Annotated in this window: 28 protein-coding genes; 19 read left to right on the top strand and 9 right to left on the bottom strand. The window is 34.6% G+C overall.

Annotated features, from left to right (window positions below):
• Positions 1 to 167 precede the first annotated feature (167 nt).
• The gene (locus ACH0CI_RS11235) at positions 168 to 1,079 is read left to right on the top strand and encodes a C40 family peptidase (protein ID WP_033578555.1); all 912 of its coding nucleotides are present in this window, start codon (positions 168 to 170) and stop codon (positions 1,077 to 1,079) included.
• 126 nt (positions 1,080 to 1,205) lie between these two features.
• Here ACH0CI_RS11235 and ACH0CI_RS11230 read toward each other — a convergent pair whose 3' ends face one another.
• The gene (locus ACH0CI_RS11230) at positions 1,206 to 2,396 is read right to left on the bottom strand and encodes an FtsW/RodA/SpoVE family cell cycle protein (RefSeq protein WP_406901440.1); all 1,191 of its coding nucleotides are present in this window, start codon (positions 2,394 to 2,396) and stop codon (positions 1,206 to 1,208) included.
• A 141-nt stretch (positions 2,397 to 2,537) separates the two neighbouring features.
• On the bottom strand, positions 2,538 to 3,707 hold the full coding sequence (locus ACH0CI_RS11225) for an FtsW/RodA/SpoVE family cell cycle protein (RefSeq protein ID WP_406901439.1): 1,170 nt from the start codon (positions 3,705 to 3,707) through the stop codon (positions 2,538 to 2,540).
• Between the two features lie 848 nt (positions 3,708 to 4,555).
• Between ACH0CI_RS11225 and ACH0CI_RS11220 the strand changes: the two genes are divergently transcribed.
• Entirely contained in the window at positions 4,556 to 5,152 is a 597-nt protein-coding gene (locus tag ACH0CI_RS11220; RefSeq protein ID WP_406901438.1) for a YdcF family protein, read from the top strand.
• Positions 5,153 to 5,262: 110 nt separating this feature from the next.
• On the opposite strand, the gene ACH0CI_RS11215 is transcribed toward ACH0CI_RS11220, so the two are convergent.
• Complete coding sequence (locus ACH0CI_RS11215) at positions 5,263 to 5,877, bottom strand: DUF998 domain-containing protein (protein ID WP_121944808.1); 615 nt, start codon at positions 5,875 to 5,877, stop codon at positions 5,263 to 5,265.
• 284 nt (positions 5,878 to 6,161) lie between these two features.
• Positions 6,162 to 6,575, bottom strand: coding sequence for a diguanylate cyclase (locus tag ACH0CI_RS11210; RefSeq protein WP_335708443.1), 414 nt, complete (start codon positions 6,573 to 6,575; stop codon positions 6,162 to 6,164).
• 102 nt (positions 6,576 to 6,677) lie between these two features.
• Here ACH0CI_RS11210 and ACH0CI_RS11205 point away from each other — a divergent pair, with 102 nt between their 5' ends.
• Entirely contained in the window at positions 6,678 to 7,181 is a 504-nt protein-coding gene (locus ACH0CI_RS11205) for a DinB family protein (RefSeq protein WP_028413883.1), read from the top strand.
• A gap of 97 nt (positions 7,182 to 7,278) precedes the next feature.
• Here the strand turns inward: ACH0CI_RS11205 and ACH0CI_RS11200 are convergent, their stop codons facing one another.
• Positions 7,279 to 7,815, bottom strand: a complete 537-nt coding sequence (locus ACH0CI_RS11200; protein WP_099330808.1) for a GNAT family N-acetyltransferase — start codon at positions 7,813 to 7,815, stop codon at positions 7,279 to 7,281.
• A gap of 263 nt (positions 7,816 to 8,078) precedes the next feature.
• Here ACH0CI_RS11200 and ACH0CI_RS11195 point away from each other — a divergent pair, with 263 nt between their 5' ends.
• The 10 genes from ACH0CI_RS11195 (at position 8,079) to ACH0CI_RS11150 (ending at position 15,378) form a co-directional block, all read left to right on the top strand.
• Positions 8,079 to 8,384, top strand: a complete 306-nt coding sequence (locus tag ACH0CI_RS11195; protein WP_099330809.1) for a hypothetical protein — start codon at positions 8,079 to 8,081, stop codon at positions 8,382 to 8,384.
• Positions 8,385 to 8,611: 227 nt separating this feature from the next.
• Entirely contained in the window at positions 8,612 to 8,827 is a 216-nt protein-coding gene (locus ACH0CI_RS11190; protein ID WP_406901775.1) for a DUF3923 family protein, read from the top strand.
• 358 nt (positions 8,828 to 9,185) lie between these two features.
• The gene (locus tag ACH0CI_RS11185) at positions 9,186 to 9,539 is read left to right on the top strand and encodes a hypothetical protein (protein WP_048018620.1); all 354 of its coding nucleotides are present in this window, start codon (positions 9,186 to 9,188) and stop codon (positions 9,537 to 9,539) included.
• A 447-nt stretch (positions 9,540 to 9,986) separates the two neighbouring features.
• Positions 9,987 to 11,168, top strand: a complete 1,182-nt coding sequence (locus tag ACH0CI_RS11180) for an Alp7A family actin-like protein (RefSeq protein ID WP_406901435.1) — start codon at positions 9,987 to 9,989, stop codon at positions 11,166 to 11,168.
• Between the two features lie 17 nt (positions 11,169 to 11,185).
• Complete coding sequence (locus tag ACH0CI_RS11175) at positions 11,186 to 11,563, top strand: hypothetical protein (protein WP_406901434.1); 378 nt, start codon at positions 11,186 to 11,188, stop codon at positions 11,561 to 11,563.
• Positions 11,564 to 11,902: 339 nt separating this feature from the next.
• A complete protein-coding gene (locus tag ACH0CI_RS11170; protein ID WP_048018622.1) occupies positions 11,903 to 12,478 on the top strand; it encodes a hypothetical protein in 576 nt (191 codons plus the stop codon).
• Between the two features lie 391 nt (positions 12,479 to 12,869).
• Positions 12,870 to 13,793, top strand: a complete 924-nt coding sequence (locus ACH0CI_RS11165; protein ID WP_335707382.1) for a LysR family transcriptional regulator — start codon at positions 12,870 to 12,872, stop codon at positions 13,791 to 13,793.
• Positions 13,794 to 13,962: 169 nt separating this feature from the next.
• Complete coding sequence (locus ACH0CI_RS11160) at positions 13,963 to 14,652, top strand: alpha/beta fold hydrolase (RefSeq protein ID WP_406901433.1); 690 nt, start codon at positions 13,963 to 13,965, stop codon at positions 14,650 to 14,652.
• 250 nt (positions 14,653 to 14,902) lie between these two features.
• Positions 14,903 to 15,130, top strand: a complete 228-nt coding sequence (locus ACH0CI_RS11155; RefSeq protein ID WP_049163909.1) for a hypothetical protein — start codon at positions 14,903 to 14,905, stop codon at positions 15,128 to 15,130.
• A gap of 26 nt (positions 15,131 to 15,156) precedes the next feature.
• Positions 15,157 to 15,378: a hypothetical protein gene (locus tag ACH0CI_RS11150; RefSeq protein ID WP_406901774.1), complete on the top strand. Its 222-nt coding sequence runs from the start codon at positions 15,157 to 15,159 to the stop codon at positions 15,376 to 15,378.
• Here ACH0CI_RS11150 and ACH0CI_RS11145 read toward each other — a convergent pair.
• Together ACH0CI_RS11145 and mle are read right to left on the bottom strand one after the other, a co-directional pair.
• Entirely contained in the window at positions 15,362 to 15,949 is a 588-nt protein-coding gene (locus tag ACH0CI_RS11145; RefSeq protein ID WP_406901432.1) for a DUF4825 domain-containing protein, read from the bottom strand. The two genes, ACH0CI_RS11150 and ACH0CI_RS11145, sit on opposite strands and share 17 nt — an antisense overlap.
• 232 nt (positions 15,950 to 16,181) lie before the next feature.
• Positions 16,182 to 17,021 (bottom strand): alpha/beta fold macrolide esterase, encoded by an 840-nt coding sequence (mle, locus tag ACH0CI_RS11140; RefSeq protein ID WP_335707377.1) that lies wholly within the window; start codon positions 17,019 to 17,021, stop codon positions 16,182 to 16,184.
• A 279-nt stretch (positions 17,022 to 17,300) separates the two neighbouring features.
• Between mle and ACH0CI_RS11135 the strand changes: the two genes are divergently transcribed.
• The 6 genes from ACH0CI_RS11135 to ACH0CI_RS11110 all read left to right on the top strand — a co-directional run bounded on the left by ACH0CI_RS11135 (position 17,301) and on the right by ACH0CI_RS11110 (position 22,122).
• Positions 17,301 to 18,041 (top strand): class I SAM-dependent methyltransferase, encoded by a 741-nt coding sequence (locus tag ACH0CI_RS11135; RefSeq protein ID WP_406901431.1) that lies wholly within the window; start codon positions 17,301 to 17,303, stop codon positions 18,039 to 18,041.
• Positions 18,042 to 18,179: 138 nt separating this feature from the next.
• The gene (locus tag ACH0CI_RS11130) at positions 18,180 to 18,956 is read left to right on the top strand and encodes an SDR family oxidoreductase (RefSeq protein WP_033578569.1); all 777 of its coding nucleotides are present in this window, start codon (positions 18,180 to 18,182) and stop codon (positions 18,954 to 18,956) included.
• Between the two features lie 236 nt (positions 18,957 to 19,192).
• A complete protein-coding gene (locus ACH0CI_RS11125) occupies positions 19,193 to 19,984 on the top strand; it encodes a phosphotransferase (RefSeq protein WP_063246968.1) in 792 nt (263 codons plus the stop codon).
• Between the two features lie 22 nt (positions 19,985 to 20,006).
• A complete protein-coding gene (locus ACH0CI_RS11120) occupies positions 20,007 to 20,465 on the top strand; it encodes a GNAT family N-acetyltransferase (protein ID WP_406901430.1) in 459 nt (152 codons plus the stop codon).
• Between the two features lie 394 nt (positions 20,466 to 20,859).
• A complete protein-coding gene (locus ACH0CI_RS11115; RefSeq protein ID WP_335707381.1) occupies positions 20,860 to 21,366 on the top strand; it encodes a GNAT family N-acetyltransferase in 507 nt (168 codons plus the stop codon).
• A 543-nt stretch (positions 21,367 to 21,909) separates the two neighbouring features.
• A complete protein-coding gene (locus ACH0CI_RS11110; RefSeq protein ID WP_406901429.1) occupies positions 21,910 to 22,122 on the top strand; it encodes a YczF family membrane protein in 213 nt (70 codons plus the stop codon).
• A gap of 9 nt (positions 22,123 to 22,131) precedes the next feature.
• Here ACH0CI_RS11110 and ACH0CI_RS11105 read toward each other — a convergent pair whose 3' ends face one another.
• Positions 22,132 to 23,235, bottom strand: coding sequence for a GerAB/ArcD/ProY family transporter (locus ACH0CI_RS11105; RefSeq protein ID WP_033578576.1), 1,104 nt, complete (start codon positions 23,233 to 23,235; stop codon positions 22,132 to 22,134).
• Positions 23,236 to 23,254: 19 nt separating this feature from the next.
• Entirely contained in the window at positions 23,255 to 24,448 is a 1,194-nt protein-coding gene (locus tag ACH0CI_RS11100) for a Ger(x)C family spore germination protein (RefSeq protein ID WP_406901428.1), read from the bottom strand.
• Between the last annotated feature and the right edge of the window lie 15 nt (positions 24,449 to 24,463).

The following is a 24,463-nucleotide window of genomic DNA, read 5'->3' as shown; positions in this document are numbered from 1 at the left end:
GTATATTTATACTTTATATGACAAAACAAATAATTACCTCCTAATAAATCAAGTGATTTTTAGAATTGTCACAAAAAATTCACAAATAGGTTGTTTCTTTTCTATTTCTCCCTGCTAAAATTTTATAGTCAAGAACAAGAAAAATATAACATCGGGGGATATACTTAGTGAAAAAGATAATTTCTTCATTAGCTTTATGCTCATCATTGATTGTTTTACCAACAATAAGCCATGCAGCTTTAGGGGACAAGCTATTAAAAGAAGGTATGACAGATCCAGACGTAAAAGAATTACAGGATGTTTTAAGACAGAAGGGCATATTTTCAGCTACTTCGACTGGCTATTTTGGTTCAATTACAAAAGATTCAGTTCTAAGCTTTCAGCGTTCTCATAGTTTAACCGCTGATGGAATGGTGGGACCTAATACATATCAAGCGTTAATAGCTAATTCAACAAGTGCGGTTACAAGCAGTACACTTCTGAAATATGGAATGACTAGTAATGAAGTTGAAAAAGTACAGCAGCTGTTAAAGGAAAAAGGTTACTTTAACGCCACACCAACAGGCTATTTTGGCACAATTACTCAAACTGCCGTTATGAATTTCCAACGAGATCATGGCTTAGCTGTGGATGGAATAGTAGGTCCAGCTACTTTAAATGCCTTAAATAACGCATCTACTAGCGCCACTGGTTCTTCAACTGTTAATAGTTCAACGCAAGCGACAGCTAGTGATATTGTGGCTTATTCTAAAAAATTCATAGGGGTGCCATATGTTTGGGGCGGAACTTCTCCAAATGGTTTCGATTGCAGTGGTTTCATTTATTATGTATTTAAAAATGGAGGTGGAGTAACTGTACCGCGAACAGTAGCTACCTTGTATCAGTCAGGAAAAAGTACATCTACTCCGAATATTGGAGATATCGTATTCTTCGATACTACTGGAGGTCCTTCACATGCTGGAATTTATATTGGAAACGGGCAGTTTATTCATGCTGGAAGTTCAACTGGTGTAACTATTGCATCGTTAAGCAATTCTTACTGGGCACCTCGTTATTTAGGAAGTAAATCTATCCTCTAATAAATTACTAGTAAAAAACACAGCAATTCTAAGCAGCTGCTTGATTATTATTTATGTAAATAAAGTAAAAAGTCCTGATATATAGTCAGGACTTTTTATTATAGCCACCACTTAGCCATTCAAACGTTAAACATTCCTTATATAAGCTTGTTCCATTGACTGGCTTTTATATGTTTGAGTGTATGTGTTAAACATCGAAACATTGGTAAGTATTCCTGCAGCAAGCATTAACAATGTCAGCGAAGAACCTCCAAAGCTTATAAAAGGTAGGGTGACACCGGTAATAGGAAGAAGACCCGTGACAGCTCCAAGGTTTACAAATACTTGAACAGCTATCATAACGGAAATACCGATAGCTAACAGTGCTCCAAAATGATCACGACACTTAATAGCTGTTTTTAATCCTTTAAAAATAATAAAAAACAGTAGCCCTAATACAAGAAGCACACCCAAAAATCCCAGCTCTTCTGCGATAATGGCCATAATAAAATCCGTATGTGATTCAGGCAAGTAGCCGGTTTTTTGAATGCCTTGGCCCAGCCCCATACCTAATATGCCTCCGTTTCCTATAGCTACATAAGAATTAACAAGCTGATATCCATCTCCTTGTTGATTTTCAAAAGGATGTAAGAATCCAGTGAAGCGAGCTAAACGCCCTGGAGAAAACAAAAGATCCATGTTTCCGGTTACTAATAACACGGCTAACATAATGAGTGTGCCAATTACACCTAGTAAACTAATTTTCAAAATAGATTTTTTTGAAATGCCTGAACATAACACAATAGCTGCAACTGTTCCTAAAATAAGCAAGGCTCCGCCATAATCAGGCTGCAAAATAATTAAAAAACAAATAAAAAGCACAACCAGCATAGGTGGAAGAATCGACCTTTTTAAATCATTGATATACTCTTGTTTGTTTGCAAAAACAGCGGCTAAATAGATAATGAGCGTTAATTTTGTTATTTCTAACGGCTGAATAGCAATAGGCCCAATTTTAAACCAACTTTGTGCATTACCTGCTGTATGTCCAAAAGCTAAAACTAAAATAAGGAGTGCAACAGAGACACCTAATAAAATTTTTAATACTGCTTTTTCCTGATAAATTTTATACGGAACGATAGCCGCTAATGTGAATATGATAAAGCCTGCTATAAGAGCAAGCTTTTGTTTTTTATAAAAGTAATCCCCAGATACACCATAACGACTAATCGCTGTTACCATGCTGGCACTGTAAACCATAATTAAACCGATTAGGCTTAAAACAACTAACGCAGCAATAAATCTGTAATCGTAACACTTTAGAATTTTTTTGAACATAAAAGCTCCTCCTAAAAAAACCATCTAATAACGGCTATATACAAGAGAGAAAATAAAAAAACACACATATATTTCAATACTTGCATACGAATCTTTAGGTCTGAATTTATCTCTTTAGCTATTTTTTTACTACTCATTGTATTACCTCACATCCTGATCAAACATATAAGCCTTTGATCGAAAGCTTATATTTAATACTAGTCCCATCAAAAACATCGCACTCATTAACGCACTTCCCCCGTAGCTTATAAACGGCAGTGGTATTCCCGTTATCGGAAGAAGTCCTATACACATGCCCACATTTTCTAAGACATGAAAGAAAACAATTGAAATAACGCCGGTACAAATGTATGTAGAGAATTGATCTTTCGTATGAAATGCGACGGTAATAATTTGGTAAATAAGCACCATAAATAAGAAAAGGATAAGGCTAGTTCCTACGAAGCCGTAACTTTCTCCAATTGCACTAAAAATAAAGTCTGAATGTTTTTCAGGAACATATACTGAAAACTTTGATGTATCTCTTCCTGAAATAGATCCTGCACCTATTGCTTTTAACACTTGCATATAGTTGTAAGACAAGCTGCTGGCATAAGATTCCGGATCAAACCACGCATAGATACGATCAAACTGATAGGATTGAACGTGCAAATATTTTTCCAATATTTTCGGGTGGTTCAAAACCATATATAAAATACCTGAAGCGATTCCTATAATAGAAGTAAAGGTAGGAAGAATGAGCTTAAAACTTACCCCTGAAACGAATATCATGACAAAGAATAAAAAGATCATCACAAGTGCCGTCCCTAAATCGGGCTGCTGCATAATAAGAAGAATAGGGATAGCTAACGTAGCTCCTAGCTTTCCAACGAGTAAAACATCGCTTCTTATATCTCTTACACGAAATTTTTCGTTGTGATTTCGTATCACTTTACTAAATGCTAAAACTAAAGAGATTTTTGTGAATTCAGACGGCTGTATCGATCCAATACCAGGAAGGACGAACCAGCTTTTTGCACCATTTTTGACAGGAGCAATACTTTGAGGAGAAACGATGAGTAAAATAAGGATAAAAATATTTAGCCCATAAAAGAACCATGTGAATTGGTCCCACTGATCTTCATCAGGCCTCATGGTGAGGAAGATAATCCCAATACCTACTGCGTACCATTCGACTTGTTTAATTACAAAGTTTGTAGAATACTGTCCTGTTTTTTGCGCGTTATAAATAGCTATACAGCTAACGATAAAAAACAGCAGCAGTGTAAAAGCGAGACCATAGTTAAAGCTTTCTGACTTCTTGCGTTCCATCTTTAAAACACCTTTTCTTTATTAAATTTCTATTCTCATCATCGAATATAAGTTTCTCTAATATATGTAGAATTAGAAAAATATCAATAAAATAGATTCCTTCTCATGATTTATCCCAAACCTCCAATCCGTTTCGCCTGTATTTTTTATATAAAAGGTCTATCAAGGGATAGCCTGTATAATTAAAAACGTTTAATAGTCCTAATGTAATGAACAAGATACTTTTTGACTTCAGCTTATTTTTTTTATTAGATGCTATAAATTTGCCTGTAGGAAACTTTTTGGGCATAAGAAACCCTTTAAAAATAAAATTTCGACTTAGAATAGACTGAAGTGCCTATATGCGCTAGCAAATTATATAGTTGAACCTAAATTATTTTTCTTTAGGGAAACAGTTTAACATTAAGGAAAAATAATTGTCTAATAAAAAACTTAGAATCTTACTAAAGATTAAAATGCACTAGCTGAATCAGTATAGAAAGCTATGATGTAGTTACTTCTCTTTTAACGCAAAAAGCTGACCATTATGGTCAGCTTTTTAAATTAATAAATAAATTATTTTGTTTGTTTCTTGTGTCATCGTGATTTTATCATAGAAAAATGAAAAATAAGTGAAAAGATGAATATCAATACAAATAAGTAAAAATATTAAGCTTATAGAAATTAAAGGTGATTCATAAAAATATTTAGAATGAAAGAATGTTTGTTAAAGTTTTACCTTTTAACTTTTATATAAAAGCTGTGATTACCTGCAGCGCACAAAATTTCTTTGAAGATTACCTTTTTATTTTTATGAATATTGAGCTTTATGATAAGATATGAAGTGAACTTTTTAAATGAGGGTCTATATGCAAAAAATTAAAGGTAAAAGAGTAAAGATCAGTATATTCATGCTGGGATTAGGGATGATTTTTTTTCTGTTTGCCGGGAAAGAGCTTGTAGTGAACGAAAAGCCTGTAAAATCTGACGTGATTATTGTGTTAAGTGGTGATAATGATCGACTGGAGAAAGGAATTGAATTATATAAAAAAGGATATGCGTCTCATTTGATCCTTTCGAATGGTCAAGAGAATAATTTTTATCATCAAGCCAAAGACTCTGGAATACCTGAGGATTCAATTATATTAGAAAATCACGCTACAAGTACTACGGAAAATGCTAAATTTACAAAAAAGCTAATGATGAACTATCACTTTCAATCCGCTATCGTTGTTTCTTCAAACTACCATATGAAAAGGGTAGAAAAAAACTTTAATAAAGAATTTGAGGATACCCGAATACAATTAACCTATTGCTCTAGTGGAAGTCGTTATTATAATCCACAGAGATGGTGGGAAACTGCTTTAAATAGAAAAGTTACTTACACAGAATACGTCAAACTTATTGGCAATTATTTTGGTTTGAGCGGAAAGAAATCTAAAGAATTATTAAGAGAATTTATTTAACAAAATAGCAAAAAGTCCATAGGGAATGCCTCTATGGACTTTTTGCTATTTGAAATTCCGGCTAGTTTAACATAGTCTTGTAAGCTCATATGAAACGGAGTGATAGTGGATTATTTGTTTAACATAAAGGAAAGCACGGTGCCCCATATAAAGATTACTAAATAGAATAACCTTTGCAGCAGACCGGTAGGCATAGGAACAAAAAATACAAGCATAATGAGTAGGAGAATGATTAGTAGGGAAATTAAGCAGCCATAAGTCCAATACTTGCCGCTGCTTAAAGATGATGCATACATCCAAAGACCAGCTAAAACAGTAACCATGCCAAGCTGAGCAAGTATTGAATGCCAAAATAAATTAATATCAGCCGGGATAAAGCCTGAAACAATATTACCTAAAGCTAATATAAGAATAAAAGCTGTTGCTAGTTGGCTTTTTCTTGTTTTCTTTAGGTTTTGTGAAATGTACAAAACACCAATTGAAAGTGTCAATCCGTTTATAATAAACAATACGTTCATCCAGAAATGGTGAGGAGAGCAAATTTCATGAGGTGCAATTGAATAGGTGTAGTTTCCACAAGAAGTTACACCAAGATCACTCATTGCGTGATGTAAAAAACTGTAGGGAGCAGTTGAAGTCAAAATAAAGAAAGGTTCAACTAAAAAATACAAGCAAGTAGCAAACCAGCTTAAAATGCCAACCTTTTTTGATATATACAGAATCATCACCTCTTAAAAAGCGTTATATACGAATTATATATCCAAATAATGTTAAAAAGAATGCCCTTGAAGCCTATTTTTATGTAGGGCTTGGGGTTGATGTGAGGAAGGAGGACAAAGTGTTTAACTTGGGGGTGTTTAGGAAAGGACCTCTTTACTAATGCTTTGTAGCGCTAGAGAGGTCCAAAAGCAGCTTGATTAGAAATGAATAACGCTGATTATACGGCCTAACTTACATGGAGTTTAATGTATCCAAAATGCGGTGGCATTCAAGATGTTTTCTCTAGAATTTAATAATCTGCTGTTTTTTGAATATCTACATCATATTCATGTGCAAATGTTTCTAACTCCTTAAAAACATTTGGTGGACTAAATAATGTTATTCGCATATTCCACCCGTTTTCTACTTTTACTACTGCTAATTTTGATTTCCAATTTAACCGTTTAAATACAATTCTTTTAATGTCCCTGGGTTTAACGGTTTTTGCATATACTTTAAACCATAATATATATATTCTATAGGTTAAAGTATCTCTGTCTATCTGAAATTCATATCGGAGAAAAAGGGAAAGAAACAAGCAAAGGATAGCCAAAAGGTGTAAAAAGGCAAGTTCTTTATGTTGACCTGCTTGAATGAGTAATAAAGTATTTAAAAGTAATAAAGGATAAACAACAGTTTTTTGAGCGGTAGCTTTAAATAACATAAAGTCTCCTTCCTTCCTTTAGTAAATAAGCCAACTTATTTTTCTTCTATGATATTATTTAGTTATTGATTTAGATTAGATTTATATTGGGAGGTCTTTTATATGTATAATACCATTTCAGATTTTATCAAAGAATGGAACAACGAAGCCATGCTGACTCAAAAAGTTTTAGATAGCTTGACAGATGATTCGTTGAAACAACAAGTGTATCCTGAAGGGCGTACGTTAGGGAGAATTGCTTGGCATTTTACAACAAATATTCCAGATTACCTAACTGAATTCGGATTAAGTATAGACAGAATTGAAAGTACAGCAAGCGTTCCATCTTCAGCACAGGAAATCGCTATAACCTTTAAAAATGTAAGTTCTCATGCCGCTAAAATTATCGAACAGCAATGGACAGACGAATCTTTAGAACATACGCAAGAAGCGTTTGGAAGAACCCAATCAAATGCCACAATCTTAATGGGACTAATTAAACATATTGTTCATCACCGAGGTCAAATTACCATTCTTATGCGTCAAGCAGGCCTAAAACCTGCTGGAGTTTATGGGCCTCCAAAAGAAGATTGGGTTCATTTAGGTGTGGAAAATCCACCGCTTTAATAATATCAGGTAAATAAAAAAGAGGCTGCCCATAGAAAATACTATAAAATTATTTTCCAGGCAGCCTTTACGTAAAACCTAATTAATCATTTAGTGCTTACTCTGAAAAAGATTTTGAGTAATGTACAACACCTTGCACATTTTTTAGAGATCCTTCTGTTAACTCTATGGCCATAAAAAATTCTTCAGGCACGTCAAATGGAGCATATATATTCCATGAGCTAGCTGGTTTAAATCCAAACTTAGGATAGTAATCTTTGTGCCCTAAAACAATTACTGAATGATAACCAAGCTCTTTTGCGCGTTTTAACGCAGCGTGTATTAGTTGGCTCCCAGCTCCTTGTTTTTGATACTGAGGTGCAACTGAAACTGGAGCAAGTGCTAAAGAAACGGTAGCGTTATCACCATCTATAATTGTTATTTTAGATAGAAGAATATGGCCTATAATATCTACTGCATTCGGATTTAATGCGACTAGTGAAAGTTCAGGAATAAATTCATCTGACTTCCTAATTCGTTTCACAAGTAAATGTTCTTTCTTATCGCTGTATTCTTCATTTAAAAAAGCGCTTTTCACAACTTTTTCAGTTTCATTATATTCTTCAGTGAGTTCTTGTTTAATTAAGATATCCATTTAGAGTCTCCTATCAACTTGCTAAATTACCGCTTTTTATACTCCATAAATGGGGCTTCCTTTATGCACACATTCATTAAGGAAGCTTACTCACCCAGCTCTAAGCATAAGTTTAACAAACAAAAACCTCCAAAATTAGTATGTATATATTTTACAGTGTTTTATTTTGTGAGTCCACCTTTAATACATAATATTGTTTATTGATTATAGTAAAATATACTATATATGTTAAATTAAAGTATGTGGAGAAGGTGTAATGTCTGGTGTTGAAATTATTATTTATAAGTCTAGTAAGCTGTTTAATCATTTATATTGGGAAACGTGTATGGAAAAAAGGTAGTACTAATTTTATTGCTGGATATGGAAAGATATTTACACCTAAGGATGAAAAGCAGCTCGCTAAAGGAATTGGACTTATTATTATGTTGTTTGGCTTTGAAACTATAATATTTCCCATTCTTTCTTTATTTTTTGAAGGGCTTGGCTTTTATTATGGATTGCTGGTTGTATTAAACTTCTTCGCTATATTTGGACTTATGATAAAGGATCAGGTGCAAAGAGAAGCCTAAAGGGGGAGAAAACAATCAATAAAAATATTCGGCTTATGATTGGTTTAATTGGCACTATTATCCTATGTTTTTATGGAATAAGAGGTTTATTCATGCATGAAACAATACCGTTTTCTTCTTATCTCTTTGCGGTAGGTGGAGCTATTTCTACAATTGCTCTTATCTGGGAATTAAAAAAGAAAGATGCAGCTTAAATTGAAAGGAGTGATGATGTGAAAAGACGATGAATTTCCTGGTGGATAGCTAATATAATTTGGATCATACTTTTCGTCGTAGGAACAGCTGTTGTCTGGATAAGAGAAGTGGATGGAGCGGGTGTTACCCAAACACTAGAGCTGAAATTGTTCGCATTTATAGTGTTGCTAATCGCATTTATTTTCCCTTTGATTATTCAAGTTATATGGCTAATTATTAATTTAAAAACTAGTAAGCATGTACTATAGAAAATAGGAATGATGTTATGAAATAGAAAGGGTGATATGTATGCAAAGTAAAAAGTGCTCTAAATGTGATTCATCTCTAACCAAAGCCCGTATTCAATCATCACCTGGAACTAACTGTAGGTGTAAATAAAATACCAAGCAGCGTATTGAATAACAATCAAAATTACAGTGAGTTAATACCTTATGTTTGTTCAAGCTGCGGTTATGTGGATTTTTATGTGGAGGAACCTAGAAAGTTTGTTTAATAGAACTTTTAGGATTGTTCGTTTTCGAATACATTATGATACGTCACTGAACTTGGTATATCGCCTAATGTCAATTTTAATCAAAGGGTAGAAAATGATTTCCGGAGGCTATTATGAAGAGAACACTTAGTTTTCTGTTAGTAGTTTATTTAACCGTTCTAACTGCATGTAATCAAGAAAGTACAGGAACGAATACAGAAAGTTCTTCTGCTATCATTGTTGTAGTTGAAAACAAGGAATATAACGGAACAGAAGATAAACTAGATCAAAAGCAGGAAATAGGAGACCAAATAGGAACAATAGAAAAGAAAACCAAAGCAACTAAAATGCCTGCAGGTAATAATCAATCAAACTATTTTACAGTTGGTTCAGAAATCTATTCAGTAAAAGGAACAGAGGATTATATTATAGTTAAAGATAAAGATCATAAAAGTCAGTTAATGAAAAAGGTAGTTCAAAAAAGGTGAGTGTTATCGAATATTGTCAAACAAGATTTTAAGTCTCTTAACGAATATAAATATTATCTTGATACATTCCGCTTTTCCACCAGGAGTATTTGTCTTACCCTTCAATCAACTGCTAGAAAGACCTAAACAAATGAAGTCTGCGTTTAGCTTAATAAAAAAACAAACTACTAATCGCTTGATCAATAGCTCGTTTTTTACTTCATCTAAAATACTTTTGTCTCAACCTCTTTTCTCACCAGAATCTCTACTTCCGACTTTCTTATTCCCGAAAAAGAACTTTCCTGACACTGTTTTTCTGACCCCGAAATAAGTTCAACTAGATAAAAAAATTGTTGATATGTGTAAGTTTTTGATGATAAATCAGTTGAACTGAAGGATTGAAAATCTACCTTTTCTTTTGTATAATAAGTTCAACAGAAGTTCAACTAAAAAAAGAGGTGTATAGAGATGAAAATTTCACGTTTTAATAAAGACTGTGGGAACTCAGTCGATATGAATATCATAGATGGATATCTATTTGATTTCCAAACCAACGTAGTAGAACTCCAAAAAGAAGCTGCTGATTCATTCTTCACAGATGCTGTTACAGCACCAGAGGAATTTAAAAAGCGCATCTTATTATCTACAACCATTGGAGAGGAAGAAAAAGAACGTTATTTCTTAGTAGGTGACATTGCCGCCAGCCAACAATTAGCAAACAATCATATTAATCGTTTACATAATAAAATTACAAGTCATATTCCATACGTAACATTTTTAGCTGCCGTCGCATACTACCACGCGTTACATACAAAAGATCAAAAGGACAACAACATCCAAATTGACTATTTCTCTACAATGTTACCAATTTGGTTACTAAAAAAAGAAAGTACGTTTGGTGAAGCGCAAAAGGCTATGGCAAATCGCTTTGTGGGTGATCACACTTTTTATATCCATACCCCAGGATTTGAAAAAGAATTAAAAGTATCTGTGGAGGAAAGTGTTTGTTTAAAAGAAGGTGAAATCGCACGTTTTGCGTTAAAGAAAGACCTAACACTTCAAGACCGTGAAGATGCTAATGAATATGTGGAATGTGAAACCGTAATGATCGATATCGGTGGAGGATCCATTGATGTTGTAATCTTACCTGAAGGGTTGAAGGCTGCGAACAGTCGTGAATCGTTCCAAAGTATCGAGGGTATTCCCTACTTAGCACATATCGATAAGTTACGAAAAGAGAAATTCCCAGAGTTGTTTACCGATTTACGCGCTTTCGATCAATTTATTTTAGATAACTACAGCAAACAAAAGTTTGAACTAAAGAATGAAAACACAGGTGAATCCATTGATTTAACAGCTCAAATCAAATCTTCTCTAAGAGATTATGTAGAGATCTTACTAGCTAAGTTAAATGATGTCGCCCCACCACCAGCAAATAAAATCCGAAAATATGTATATAGTGGCGGTGTCGCTCCTACACTAGAAGCAGCGATTATGAATAGCATGCGTGAAAAAATTGGCGAAGAACGCACAGAGAAATATCATAAAGTGCCTGAGGATAGCCGTCACTTAAATTTATTCGGCTTAGAAATCCGAAGCATGGGGTACCTTCAAAAGAAACAAGCCGAGAAGAAAGCCGTTAAATCCTAACAGCGTAGGTGATAACCATGTCAGAGCGTCAAAACGCCTTTACGATTAAAACTAATCAGTTGAGTGATGAAGTCTATGATATACTTGCAAGATATGCAAAGTCTCGAAAATTAGGGGACTATATTTCATCTTTAATTGTTCGTGACCTTCATAGTTCATCTTCCAATCAAGTAGAAGCAGGACATAGAACAGAAGAACTTCTTGAACATATCAATTCCGAACTACGGGAATTAAAGAAATTAGCTCAGTCCAACGGGTTTGTGAGTAAACAAGAGGAGATAGAAGAGAAGCCTTCAGAAAGCCACCAAACCTTCAAAGAAGGCAAGGTTGCAGATCTAGAGCAATTATCCGGGTCATTAGATGATGATGATTTAGAGGAATATAACGATTTTTAATTAAAAAAGCTACTAGTATGTGAGACGAGACTGTCCCACATACTAGTAGCTTTTTTTGTTTTCAATATGTCTATTCGTTTTTGATACATTATCATATGTACAAAAAACGTGTTAAAACTAAAAAAGGGAGGAAACAGTTTATTTATGGATAATAATAATTAGCACGAGTACTTTTATTTATTTTAAATTTGCTTTGTCTCAAGAACATTAATAATTAAGTTTAGGTATTCTAAATACCATATCGAAGCTCAATCACACCATGAAGTGTTAGATAAAAGGAATCAGCACAATCATGTACTAGTAAATAAACATGATATGTGAATAGGTAGGGGGATAAATATGAAAAAGTTCTATCTTGGTTTTTCCGTTATTTGTTTGTTGTTTATCATTACTGCTTGTTCAAAAACGGAATATGTAAACAATGTTGATTACTTAAAATTACAAAAAGCAGAGGTAACGTTAACAGATGATAAAAAAATCGTTGGGGAAATGATAGTACCTGATAAAAAGAACAAAAGTAAACGTATCGTTCCAACGGAGTTACACTATACATTCACGATGGAAAATAAGTCTAATAATATTATGGCTCTCTCTGATCCTGTTAAAACAAACATTCGCATAGAACCAGATAAGGAGTTAGTATCAGCTGTAAAAGAAGCAATTGGTTCAAATATTTATAAGATGGATAACAATAAGTTAGGGGTTGGCATGAGTATAGGAGAAATTCCATCTAAAGGAACAAGTAAATTCACTCTTAATTATACGTTAGGAGCAAAGGAAAAAAACAATGAATTACCTCTTTTACCAACTGAAGAAAAACTAAAAAAGCTACAGGCTAATGCATTAAAAGGCACACTCATTATCTCTCAAGACGACAAGGATATTGCGGAGTTTAGGTTAGATTCAAGCCAATAACCATGATTTTAAGTTTAAATAGGTTAATAGCTCTCTAACTCTGTATATCGTCAGCGTTAGCGAGCTATTGTTTTTATATTTATACGCTTGTATGTGGATTTACTTTTTCCAAAAATAAAATTGATTAGCCTTACTTATTTGGTTACGATAAGCGCTCGAATAATTTCATTCCAGTAGTATTTGAAGCTTTTTTCACTTGTTTCTTTTTGCGTGAGGCTAATTGATTCTTTTGTATTTTCTTTTTTTATAGTCATTATGATTTCCCCTTATCTCTTTATATTTAGTATGTTGTGGTTTGATTTACCATATTTTATAATGAAATTAATGATCGTTACAGATGAATATTCCGATTGAATCAATCGGAATATCCGATTATATAGAGGTGAGGAAAATCGAAATAAAACAACTGATTACATTTAAAACAGCTGCAGAAAATTTAAATTTTACCTATACGGCTAAAATTTTAAACTTTGCTCAATCAAGCGTTACCGCACAAATAAAAGCTCTTGAAAATGAACTTGAAACGCCTTTATTTGAACGTCTCGGGAAACGCTTGGTTTTAACAGAGGCAGGTAGAGAATTTAAAAGATACGCAGATAAAATGATTCAATTGACTAAGGAAGCAAAAAACGCTGTAAGTGGAGTGAAGGAGCCTTCGGGTACGCTTATTATTGGATCTTCTGAAAGCCAGTGTACCTATAGATTGCCTCCCATATTAAAAGAGTTTAAGGATCAGTTTCCTAAGGTTAAAATGATTTTTAAACCTATTTATTCTCAAGAACAAACAAGAGCGCAGCTACTAGACGGCACTCTTGATATCGCCTTTACAATGGAGCCTATTCAGCATCATGATGCAAATCTACATACACAATGTCTTGTTGCAGAAGATTTAAAAATTATTGCTTCTCCTCAGCATCCTTTAGCTGATAAAGCGGAAATCTACTTAGAAGAGCTTGAAAATGAGACTCTCTTGTATACCGAATCAGGTTGTTCATATCGCGTAGTGTTGGAAAACTTGTTTCGTGAGGCGGGTATTTGTACATCCACTAAATTTGAATTTGCAAGCGTGGAAGCTATTAAGCAATGCGTCATGCTGGATTTAGGCATTGCCATATTGCCCGAAGTAGTAGTAAAAGGAGAGCTTGAGAAAGGCATATTAAAAGAATTGGCTTGTACTAAAGTTGATACGACCCTTTATACACAAATGGTTTGGCATAAAGATAAATTTATGTCTCTTCCTTTACAATCTTTTATTCAATTGGCTTGCAGTACTTTTGGTTTAAATTATATAGGTATCCAAAGTGAAAAACTCTAGGTACGTTAATTATGCTGACTAAAGAATTACACAGGATATATAAAATAATCTGATGTCTTTCCCAATAAGATAAGAGGTGAAGGAAATCTTCATTCCTTCACTAATATATAGATGAACCTTAATAAACTAGATTTTAATTGGTGAAATCTGAGTTAGGAGTTGATCTAATTTGAAAATGCAAGTAAATCAAATTGAACTAAATGGTTTAACATTTCAGTATCGAGAGGTGGGCGAAGCTTCGGCACCCGCTATTATTGCACTTCACGCTTTGGGAATGAGTGCAGAGTCGTGGGATGAAGTAGCAGCTGTATTAGGAGAGGAATATCGATTTTTAGCTTTAGATCAGCGAGGACACGGTGGAAGTGAAAGAACCGGCACCTATACGTTTGAACTTATGTGTGATGACTTACTTCAGTTCGTAAATGCCATGAATTTGGAGCGCTTTACGTTGATTGGACATTCTATGGGGGGGACGGTGTCCTATCTTTTTTCTGAAACATCTCCAGAAAGGGTAGATCAATTGATTGTTGAAGACACTCCTCCACCTTTTACAGGAGAAAAGTTCGAAATCCCAGCCAAACCGCCTGGTTCTTTACCGTTTGACTGGGAGGTTGTACCTTCAATTCTTCAACAGTTAAACAACCCCAATCCTAAATGGTGGGGAAGTCTTAAAGAGATAATTGCACCTACTCTCATTATAGGAGGAGGATCCAGCCATATTCCTCAAGATAAATTGCAGGAAGTTTCTAAGCGCATTCCAAATTGTAAATTAGTAACGATAAAAGGGGCTGGACACGAGGTGCACGCAGGAAACTTATCCGCTTTTTTAACTGCTGTGAAAAGCTTTCTTGCTTCGTGACTTTCTGGAGCTTTTATTTAATTTGAAAGTTTGGTTAAGTAAATAGAATTTTTAAAAGTTATTAAACTTTTATAGAAAGGGAGACTATACGTTAGTCTCCCTTTTAATCTGCACATATGTTAATATATAGATTATATGTAATAAAATTCATAATTAAATAGTTTTTATGGAAGATAAATAAATGCCTTTTAATAGTTATAGGGAATGCTATACCTCATTAGATGAGCACTTTTGAAAGGAGGAGAGTTTCTTGTTGAAATTTATAGAAAAAGGTTTTTTCTACGGCCTTATTTTAGGAGGATCATTAGGTTTCTTTGTGATTCCATATAAAGAAGTTGAATCAGTCGGTGATGGTGTAACAGAAACAACCTATTTAAACCTTATTGATTTTATTATTCATCTCATTCGTTTTAGTGTAGTTATGGCTGTACTGGGAGCGGTAATAAGTTTCTTTCTTTATAGAAAAAAGAGTTTGTAGTGATTCACCCAAGCTTTTTCCGACTGGTGATTGGAGGGCAAGGCGAAGACTCCTGCGGGAAAAGCGGAACAGGTGAGACCCCGCAGGAGCGCAAGCGACGAGGAGGCTCAGCGGCCGACCGCGGAAAGCGAAGCCTTGCACGGAAATCAACTGCGGCGTCACAAGCGATTCACCTCATGTATACTAGCTGTTCATCTTTAGATTGGATTCATTTCGTTATGTCTCAATCTTTTATTCTTTTACTATAGGAACATTCTTAAAAAATTTTTCTCGAATAGCTGCCGATTTAACTGTTTTATTTATCTTTTCTTTATTATCATCTATAAATTGCTGTGCTTTTTCTTTATCAAATAATTTATTACTATCCGGTAAAGTTTTAATGTTGCCAGAAATAAACTGTTCCATTTCTTCTCTAGATACTGAGAATTTTTGATTGTCTACTTTAAAACTGTAACCTTGAGCATTAGGCACTAATATTGCTAAATAAATAGCATTATAAAGAAAGTTTTTCTCCAATGTGTTCTTACCGTCAAACCAGTATTTTAACGTTTCATCTTCTGAAAGAGAGCCCGCTTTAGTACCATACGTTATTTTTGGCGTTTTATTATGTAAATCAATTTCTTTAAACGTTTCTCCTCCAGGCAATTCCCTTACGATAGCTACCACGTTAGAATTATTTCCAACATAAGTTCCGCTACGTTCTTTAAGCTTTTTTACATCAACAGTGTTAATGCTTGTGACTTCTTCTTTTTGAGAACAGCCGGTTATGCCTACTAGGAGTAATAAGATTAAACAAAAAAACACCTTAAAATATTTCATAAAAAACCTCCATTTTCTTACTTTAATACCCTTATGTGGATATTTCATGAATTATTAGTGTATCGTAAATAGGCTGTCTTGAAAAGATGTAGGTCCTTTTGTACAAAATACCCTTTGCTATAGAAAACGTTTTTGTCAACTGCTAGTAGAAGGAAGGGATTTTGAAATATGAAAAGACCCCAAAGCTTTCTTGAAAAAGCGCTTTGAAGTCTTCATTTCTCTTTTTTTACTTTTAAGAGCTAATCCCTACAATTGCTTCGATAATTTGGTCCCAGTCCTCACTATGAACTTCATGTCCTGTACCCTCAAGAGCTATTAATTTAGCATGAGAAATAGCTTTTGCAAGCGCAAGTCCATGTTCATAAGGCAGTGCCGGATCTTTTGTTCCATGAATAATCAGCGTAGGTGTGCTAATTTCACTCAATCTGTCATAATATTGGCCTCCTCCTTGAAGTAAAGCATGATTGAATCTACTCGGCAACTGTTTGGCGCGGGCAGCTTCTCTTTTTGCTAGCTTATACATTCTTTCCTTTTCATAAGGTTTTGTTCCACTTAACGTTTTCCATCCACCTGCAAGGTAGTGAACGGTTGCCTCTTGATTTGACCAGTCTATGGAAGTACTTTTTGTATGATAATCAAGTATACGCTGGTCCATTGGAGGCAATTTTTCCGCCTCAGTTCCAAAAATGCTTGATGCAATTAAAGTAAGGGAATCTATGCGTTTTGGATATCTAAGAGCAAGAATCTGACCTATCATCCCGCCCAACGACATTCCAACAATATGAGCTTTTTCTATAGAATAAGCATCTAAAACGCCAATTGCATCATCAGCCATATCCGTTATTGTATAGTTAGAAGTACCCGGCGGATAAGTGGTAGATTGGCCTAAATCACGATGGTCGTAACGAATAACAAATCTCTCCCTTTCAGCGAGGCGAAGACAGAAGTCTTCATCCCACCAATCTAACGAGGACATTGCTCCCATTATTAAAAGTACAGCAGGATTCTCTGGGTTCCCAAAACTTTCTGTGCAAATCTCTACGTTATCTATTTTTAGTATTTGTTCATTCATTTGTGTACCTCCTTTTAAGTGTTAGAAAAATGAAAAGCAGCCCTTTATTCAGTTCTCTAAAATGAGGTTATTTCCTTTTTGAATTTTATTTAGGGAATCGATTATTTTGCCTATCTCTTTACCAAAGAGTGAAATATAACCAAAACTAAGGGAAGAGGACGAGCATAAACTGTTAGAGACCGAGAGTTTACTATCTGTAATAAGTTCTATATTGACTAGAATAGAGCAGGAAAGTTGAATGCACATATGGAAGACTAATCATGTGAGGTGAAAACGCGAATGAATGATTACTATGGAGAGCTCTGCACAATGTTGTACGAGGTTGATAAATCCGCTGCAAATAAAAAAGAGCTTGAGTTTTATCTTTCCTTTGTAAAAGACCAAGATATGAAAGTGTTAGAACCAATGTGCGGGAACGGTAGAATGCTTATTCCATTTATGCAAAACGGAATTGATATTGAAGGGTTCGATATTTCTAAAGAAATGCTTAAAGCATGTGTAGAAAAGGCTGAAAGACTAAACCTTAAACCAAATGTATGGTACCAAGATATCGGAAATTTTAAAAATAGTAACAAGTATGACCTTATTATAATACCTTTTGGCTCTTTTTCGCTGTTAGGTGATGATATTGCTGTTAAGAGTCTTCAAAATATGAAAGCAGTTTTAAAAGATGACGGGAAAATACTTTTAACGATTATAAAGAAAAAAAGTGAAATTGAAGAACTAGTAGATTGGACTGAAACAAATAGAGTATCTTTTAATAAAGAAATCATCGTCGTTTACAAAAAAAGCTTCTACGATAGAAAAGCGAGCTCTTTGAATACTAAGATAAAATATGAGCTACTTCAAGGAAATCAGACAAAAAAGGTGGAGATAATGGATTTCCCTCTTCGACTTTATGGCTCAGAAGAGTTTGAACGTATCCTTAGATCTAATGAATTTAACAATCTTACTGTTCATGAAGTAAAAGATGGCTACGGAGAAGGCATCTCATTCTCTGTCTATGAGTGCAGAATATAGACATTGTAATACCATTTAAACTTTGATTACCTTTTTCATTCATCACAACTTGATAGATTAATATACATATACAGGATTGCTGAAATCGTGTGCTATTGGTGAGCATATAAATTCAGCGTTCCCATGAGGAGATGCTTTATGAAGCGATTAATAAATAAAATTGCGATTGTTACTGGTGCTAGTAGGGCAAAAGGTATTGGTACTGAAATATGCAGGGAGTTAGCTAAAGAAGGTGCAGATATTTTTTTCACTCATTGGTCAAATTATGATCGTTTAATGGATTATTGTAATGAGGATGATTTTAATTGGTCGAAGCATCTGATTGAAGAGATACGCAGTCTGGGAGTACGATGTGAATCGATGGAATTGGATTTATCACAGCCCGATGCATCAAGAAAACTGCTTGACACAGTTCAAACCAAACTGGGTTCTCCATCAATCCTTGTAAATAATGCAACACATTCTGTAGACGTAGATTTTCGTTCGATAGATGCTGATGTTCTCGACGCTCATTATAACGTGAATGTTAGAGGAACATGTCTTTTAACTGTTGAGTTTGCACGTCTAATCGAAGGCAAGCATGGCGGTCGAATTATTAATATGGTATCAGGTCAAGATAAGTCACCTGAGCCTGGCAATTTGGCTTATGTTGCCACCAAAGGTGCCGTTTCTACATTTACTAAATCAGTTGCTATTGAATTAGCACCTCTTAAAATTACTGTTAATGCTGTAGATCCTGGACCAACTAATACTGGGTGGATGAGCAGTAAGTTGAAGGAAGATTTACTGCCGAAGTTCCCAATGGGTCGACTTGGTGAGCCACGGGATGCCGCAAAATTAGTTGTTTTTTTAGCAAGCGAAGAAGCAGAATGGATTACCGGACAAATTATCCACTCAGACGGTGGCTTTTGGTGATTTAACATAGTAGCGGTCTCCCGCTTTTTTAGCGGATTTTTGTATGAAACAAGCAGTCAAAAAGATCTTCGAATGAAGATTCTTTTTTTATAATGTAAAGTAACATTAATGGGCTATGAAGGGAAAAGTACGGGCTGTTCTAAATAGATGGTGAAATAAGGTATATCATTGTGGTAAATGTTTTATCACTTTCACTGATTAACGACAAATCGGGTATATTCAGGGGGAATATTTATATGTCAGGCTTTAAGGACGAAGAAGTACTAACAGGAGGGAATGTTTCTAACGTTTACCGCTCGGGAAATACCGTACGACGAGAATTAAAATCAGATAGTCATAAATTTCATAAGCTATTAAAGCATTTAGAAAACAAGGGGTTTACTTATGCACCAAAATTTTTAGGCATTGACGAAAAAGGGAGAGAGGTCTTGTCATTTATTGAAGGTGAAGCTGGTAATTATCCCTTGAAGAAATATATGTGGTCCGATGCTGTTTTGATAGAAATAGGAAAAATGCTCCGTCTTTATCATGATTCAGTGAGTGATTTTTCATTTGATGACAGCTGGAAATCAATAGATAACACGCCTAAACCATTTGAAATACTATGTCATAATGATTTTGCTATATACAACATTATTTTTAATGATGAGAGACCAATAGGAATTATTGATTTTGATGTTGCTGCACCTGGGCCAAGACTTTGGGACATTGCTTATACTCTTTATACGTGCGTCCCTTTGAGTAGATTTTATCTTTCTGAAACAGGTGAGAAAATTCATTATAATTCATCACAGCATGCTCAAGATAGAAAGCGAAGAGTGAAATTATTTTTTGAATCTTATGGCGAAGAATTACAAGAAGGTTATTTGGAAATGGTATTGCTGCGATTAGAGGGGTTATGTAAAACAATTACAAGAAAAGCTAGTGAAGGTGATATTGCGTTTCAAAAAATGATAGACGAAGGGCATCTTGAGCATTATCAAAACGATATCAAATTCATTTATGAACATAGGAAAGAATGGATTTAATTTTAATAGAGGAGCCCTTGTCATGCGAATTATTAATATTAGAGAACAGGTAGAGTACAAAGACAAAGCTATTGAATATACTCAGCGTAAGTGGGCGAGTAAAGAGAATTTAAAGCTTTACGAAGACTGTATTATACATAGCTTAAACACAAGTAGTTGTCTTCCAGTCTGGTACCTGTTAGAAGACGAAGGAGGAATTATCGGCTGCTCAGGGCTTATCACCAACGATTTTATAAGTCGAATGGATTTATGGCCCTGGGTGTGTTCTCTTTACATTGAAGAAAGTTATCGAGGTAAATCCTTAGGTGAGCAACTTCTTTTAAAGCTGAAAGAAGATACGAAAAATGCCGGATTTGATAATCTTTATTTATGCACCGACTACGTTGGATACTATGAAAAGTATGACTTTTCATATATAGGCGATGGTTATCATCCATGGGGGAGTAGTTCAAGAATCTATAGGGCTAATTTAATAGGTTAACTATCAATTTTTTTATAAAATGTTTTTAGCTGTTTCAATCAGTGAATAGCGGGTATAAGTTGATTATACAAGCGTAGCCCCCCCAGGAACATGCATGTATATTTCTTTTTCTTACTTACCCTGTTGAATCCTCTTTTTCATGGAGGATTCTTTTTTTATGTCTAAAAGAAGACTTCTCAGACTATATACATCAAACACCTTAAACATCCCTTATGTATTTTATACCCACTGAATCTAGGTCACGTTACAAGATGAAAGAGATTCATTCTGTTTTTAAATTGCGGTAACTAAAAAGATCGCTGTTGGAGGAGGCTCCTGTGTTTCAAAGGAGATTTTGCAAACGATATAGAAAAGTTAAAAATATAAAGGCAGATAAAAGGAAAGAGATGAAAAAATGAAAGTACTTGAAACAGAAAGAATGCTTTTAAGGTTGATGAGAGAAGAAGACTCAGATAATCTATTGCAAATTTTCTCTGATTCAGAGGCTATGCGATATTATCCTTCAACAAAGGATCTAGAAGAAACACGTAGTTGGATTAGGTGGACAAGAAAAAATTATAAAGAGCATGGTATTGGTCTATGGATTGCGGAGCTAAGAGAAACTAACGAGTTCGTAGGTCAATGTGGATTGATTCCCCAGGAGATTGAAGGCGAATTAGAAATCGAGATTGGATATCTGTTTGTACGTAAACACTGGGGGAAAGGTTTAGCGACAGAGGCAGCGGCTGCCTGTAAGGATTATGGATTTAATCAACTAGGTTACAATCGATTAATTTCTACAATAGATAAAAATAATGAAGCATCAAAAAGAGTGGCCACAAGGGTTGGGCTACATTTTGAGAAAGAGATTTTTAAGTGGAATAAACCTATTGAGGTTTATTCTGTAAATAACAAAGAATAAAACAGATCCTCCTTAATGGAACAGGGTTGCTACGGCAACTCTTTTTCTTATTATATGAAAGGCTAGCTTTTTTAAATATGCTATGGAAAGAGGTCTCATGTTGATTGTGGATAAATGTAAGAAACCTTGAAGAAATACTAAAGACAGGTATGAGATTTATTCTAGAGAAGAAAATATTTTCTGGAGTCTTTGTTTAATCTATGTAGCGCTATACCATTTTTTGCATTATTTTTTTGATTCATTGGTTCAAAAGAACTTTTGGTATGGGTCTATTTTTTATGTTTATACAAATGTAGGATTACTTCTGCTTGGCTTGTACTACTTCGTGAGAATCTATAAAAATAGAGCCGTACATTAAAATAAATAAAGCTCCTTGTAGGTGAATTTTTAAAATTCTTGTTACGTTAAATTTTTTATAACAGATTGCTTTGCAGAAGATCAATTATTTTTCATTATTTAATAAATAGTATTAAATCTCATGGACTCCTTGTATATTTTTATATTATTTACCGCAATTTAAAAGAAAAAGGTGAGGCTGATATAATGGCTAAAATAATTCCATCCTTATGTATTTTGCTGGGGGCTTATGCTCTTATTGTATTCATCGACGTTTTTCAGGGAAACTATATGTTTCAATCGTTTTATAACCTAAAACAATATTTTGTAATTGCACGTGGAGAAGATTATTTTTTGATTGTTTTATTTGCTTTGTTGTTCGTTACTTTTAGCATTTTCCCTGTTTTAAAAAAACAATAGCCTCCCTTGTCATGAAAGGGTAGGCTTTATTTTTTGTTTAATATATGCTGTAATCAGCAATAGGATAGGAATTGCTATATGAAAAGGGAGGTGTAATAAATAAGGAACAACTTTGAGCCCTTCATTTATATGAGCTTGGTAGCTAGGAGCAATCATCAGTGAGGAGAAAAAAATAACACCACCAATTAGATAAATGTTTGTAACAGAAGGTTTCATACGAAACAAATCAGTTGCCCCAATCACGGCACAAAAGAAATAGATGGATATTTTAACAAAACCTAAAATGACCATGAGAATAAGAATAAAGGTATCCAGCCTTTGAATAAAACTAGCTATGTTAATGTAACTCACAGCTGTAAGAGCTGGGAAAGAAGATCTTAAAACAGTCTCTGGTCCGAGTACACATAAAAGAATAATTGAATTAATGGTTAAGACAATCCCTCCTATTATAATGGCGGATAGTCCAATTGTTGCAGCCTGACTTTTTTTATTCAAATAAGGAAGAAGCATAGTAAAGGTAATCAATTCTCCGAAAGGGACAGTAATGCCAAGAGGGACTAACTCTTTCCCTATGTTTCCCCATCCATTTGCTAATACGGGTTGAAGGTTTTCCACTTTGATATAACCTCCTACTACATACAAAACATTTAATATAAAAAGAGTCAGTAAAATAACAACAAAACATAAGCACGTAACGCGTGCGAATGCTTCTATTCCCAAGTGAATACTATAAATTAACACAAAGGTCATGCATATGCCGAGCGTAATAATCGATGTAACATAGTAAGAAGAGCTAATTAGTAATTCTTCAAAATCACGTAGTACTCTAGAAGCAATATAAACAAAATATATAATATAACAAAAGCTGATAGCACTGCCTACGTATTTACCCCAGATTTTAATAAGATAGCCGGTTAAAGGCATATTAGGGTATCTCTTATATAAGGAGATATAGACTAAATACAGTGCACATCCAAAAATAGTAGCCAAAAAGGGAACGATCCATGCATCTTGCTTAGCAGCCTTTCCTATATCTAAAAGCAACGTACTGCCTAATATAAAGATAAACATCATACAAAATAATTGAAACCCATCGATTTTTATTTTAGTCAATGCTTTTTCAGCTCCTCATCTAATTTACCTCATAAGGATTTGTACGCATTCCGGTATTTACGATAGTGACGTTCACATTCATCGATACCTTCGCACTTGAAAATAGACTCTCCCAATTCTGTTTATGCTGACGCCAATAACTAGGGTTGGTTCGAGATAAGCTATCACCAAAGCCAAATATATCTGCCTTTTCTTTTTGTGCGATGCTAATAGTTTTTGTAATTTCCTTTTGTAGTTCATTTTGGACTTCTTTTTCCAACTCTTTTAACACCTTAGGGTTGCTTAAATCTTTTTGGCATGATGTTTCCGTAATTTCTCCCATCACATTCAGATCTGTATGAATAAAAGGTTGTCCACGGCGGATTTTTGTTTTTATTTCACTTTTTATTCCAGTCGCTGTAACTGTGATATTCTCATTTATATTACAAGGGAAAACAAGAGCTGTGCTCTTCACTTCAGACGTAACAAGTTGAACAGATCGAGCTTCATCCCCATCCAGCCATCGAACTAATTTTCCTTTTCTAAACATAGCTAATCCTTTTACCTGCATAGCACTTGGGCTGGTATTCTCTAAATTGCCTGCTTCTTCTGACTGCTGAGAGGGTTTGTTAATATTGATTCCAGGAAGAGATAGATCTTTTCCCTCACTCAAAAGCATAGAAATAACTTCATATGCTTGTACATTACTAACTATTCCATACATTTTTTGATTGTTCTGGGTTGTACTTAGGATACTTTTGACTGGAGTAACCTCAAAAGGTTCAATCACACCAAGCAATTTCTCAGCAGTTCCATCACGCGCAATAAAAACTGGAATACTTGTACGAGCTTGTTTGCCTCGATCCAAGGCATCAAATAATAAGCTAAGACCATTTCTTGCTAACTTTTCACCTACGACGATAAGCGAAAGATGAGAAGTAATATGTTCTCTTGGAATGACGACAGAGGCTTTTTTTAATGCTTCCACTAACGATTTGGCAGTTACTGTGTAGTTAATGACAGGAAGACCCTGTCCTCCCGACGAACTGCCTTGTGACAAACCGCTTGGGTTAATAATCTGATAGGTTACTTTATAGGGTTCTTCCGAATTTTTATTCTCATCAATTCCCAATCCTATAATGACTCCTATTTGGTTTAATTCTCGGTAATTCGAACATCCTGAAACGCATAAACAAAGGGCAGTGATCCATAAAAGCGAAAGATAAGTTTTCATTTTCTATCCTCATTC

The organism is Priestia sp. 179-F W1.4 NHS (assembly GCF_045369295.1).
GTDB classification, from domain to species: Bacteria; Bacillota; Bacilli; order Bacillales; family Bacillaceae_H; genus Priestia; species Priestia zanthoxyli.
Note: the sequence above shows the minus strand (reverse complement) of the source record. Positions and strands in the feature narration are given on the sequence as shown.

Excerpts from the sequence above, each read along its gene's own strand:
- ACH0CI_RS11225 (WP_406901439.1), bottom strand. The coding sequence starts at position 3,707 with ATGGAACGCAAGAAGTCAGAAAGCTTTAACTATGGTCTCGCTTTTACA.
- ACH0CI_RS11130 (WP_033578569.1), top strand. The coding sequence starts at position 18,180 with ATGAAGCGATTAATAAATAAAATTGCGATTGTTACTGGTGCTAGTAGG.
- ACH0CI_RS11220 (WP_406901438.1), top strand. The coding sequence starts at position 4,556 with ATGCAAAAAATTAAAGGTAAAAGAGTAAAGATCAGTATATTCATGCTG.
- mle (WP_335707377.1), bottom strand. The coding sequence starts at position 17,021 with ATGAATGAACAAATACTAAAAATAGATAACGTAGAGATTTGCACAGAA.
- ACH0CI_RS11135 (WP_406901431.1), top strand. The coding sequence starts at position 17,301 with ATGAATGATTACTATGGAGAGCTCTGCACAATGTTGTACGAGGTTGAT.
- ACH0CI_RS11145 (WP_406901432.1), bottom strand. The coding sequence starts at position 15,949 with ATGAAATATTTTAAGGTGTTTTTTTGTTTAATCTTATTACTCCTAGTA.
- ACH0CI_RS11185 (WP_048018620.1), top strand. The coding sequence starts at position 9,186 with ATGAAGAGAACACTTAGTTTTCTGTTAGTAGTTTATTTAACCGTTCTA.
- ACH0CI_RS11210 (WP_335708443.1), bottom strand. The coding sequence starts at position 6,575 with ATGTTATTTAAAGCTACCGCTCAAAAAACTGTTGTTTATCCTTTATTA.
- ACH0CI_RS11230 (WP_406901440.1), bottom strand. The coding sequence starts at position 2,396 with ATGTTCAAAAAAATTCTAAAGTGTTACGATTACAGATTTATTGCTGCG.
- ACH0CI_RS11120 (WP_406901430.1), top strand. The coding sequence starts at position 20,007 with ATGCGAATTATTAATATTAGAGAACAGGTAGAGTACAAAGACAAAGCT.
- ACH0CI_RS11115 (WP_335707381.1), top strand. The coding sequence starts at position 20,860 with ATGAAAGTACTTGAAACAGAAAGAATGCTTTTAAGGTTGATGAGAGAA.
- ACH0CI_RS11205 (WP_028413883.1), top strand. The coding sequence starts at position 6,678 with ATGTATAATACCATTTCAGATTTTATCAAAGAATGGAACAACGAAGCC.
- ACH0CI_RS11180 (WP_406901435.1), top strand. The coding sequence starts at position 9,987 with ATGAAAATTTCACGTTTTAATAAAGACTGTGGGAACTCAGTCGATATG.
- ACH0CI_RS11170 (WP_048018622.1), top strand. The coding sequence starts at position 11,903 with ATGAAAAAGTTCTATCTTGGTTTTTCCGTTATTTGTTTGTTGTTTATC.
- ACH0CI_RS11215 (WP_121944808.1), bottom strand. The coding sequence starts at position 5,877 with ATGATTCTGTATATATCAAAAAAGGTTGGCATTTTAAGCTGGTTTGCT.
- ACH0CI_RS11100 (WP_406901428.1), bottom strand. The coding sequence starts at position 24,448 with ATGAAAACTTATCTTTCGCTTTTATGGATCACTGCCCTTTGTTTATGC.
- ACH0CI_RS11125 (WP_063246968.1), top strand. The coding sequence starts at position 19,193 with ATGTCAGGCTTTAAGGACGAAGAAGTACTAACAGGAGGGAATGTTTCT.
- ACH0CI_RS11200 (WP_099330808.1), bottom strand. The coding sequence starts at position 7,815 with ATGGATATCTTAATTAAACAAGAACTCACTGAAGAATATAATGAAACT.
- ACH0CI_RS11175 (WP_406901434.1), top strand. The coding sequence starts at position 11,186 with ATGTCAGAGCGTCAAAACGCCTTTACGATTAAAACTAATCAGTTGAGT.
- ACH0CI_RS11110 (WP_406901429.1), top strand. The coding sequence starts at position 21,910 with ATGGCTAAAATAATTCCATCCTTATGTATTTTGCTGGGGGCTTATGCT.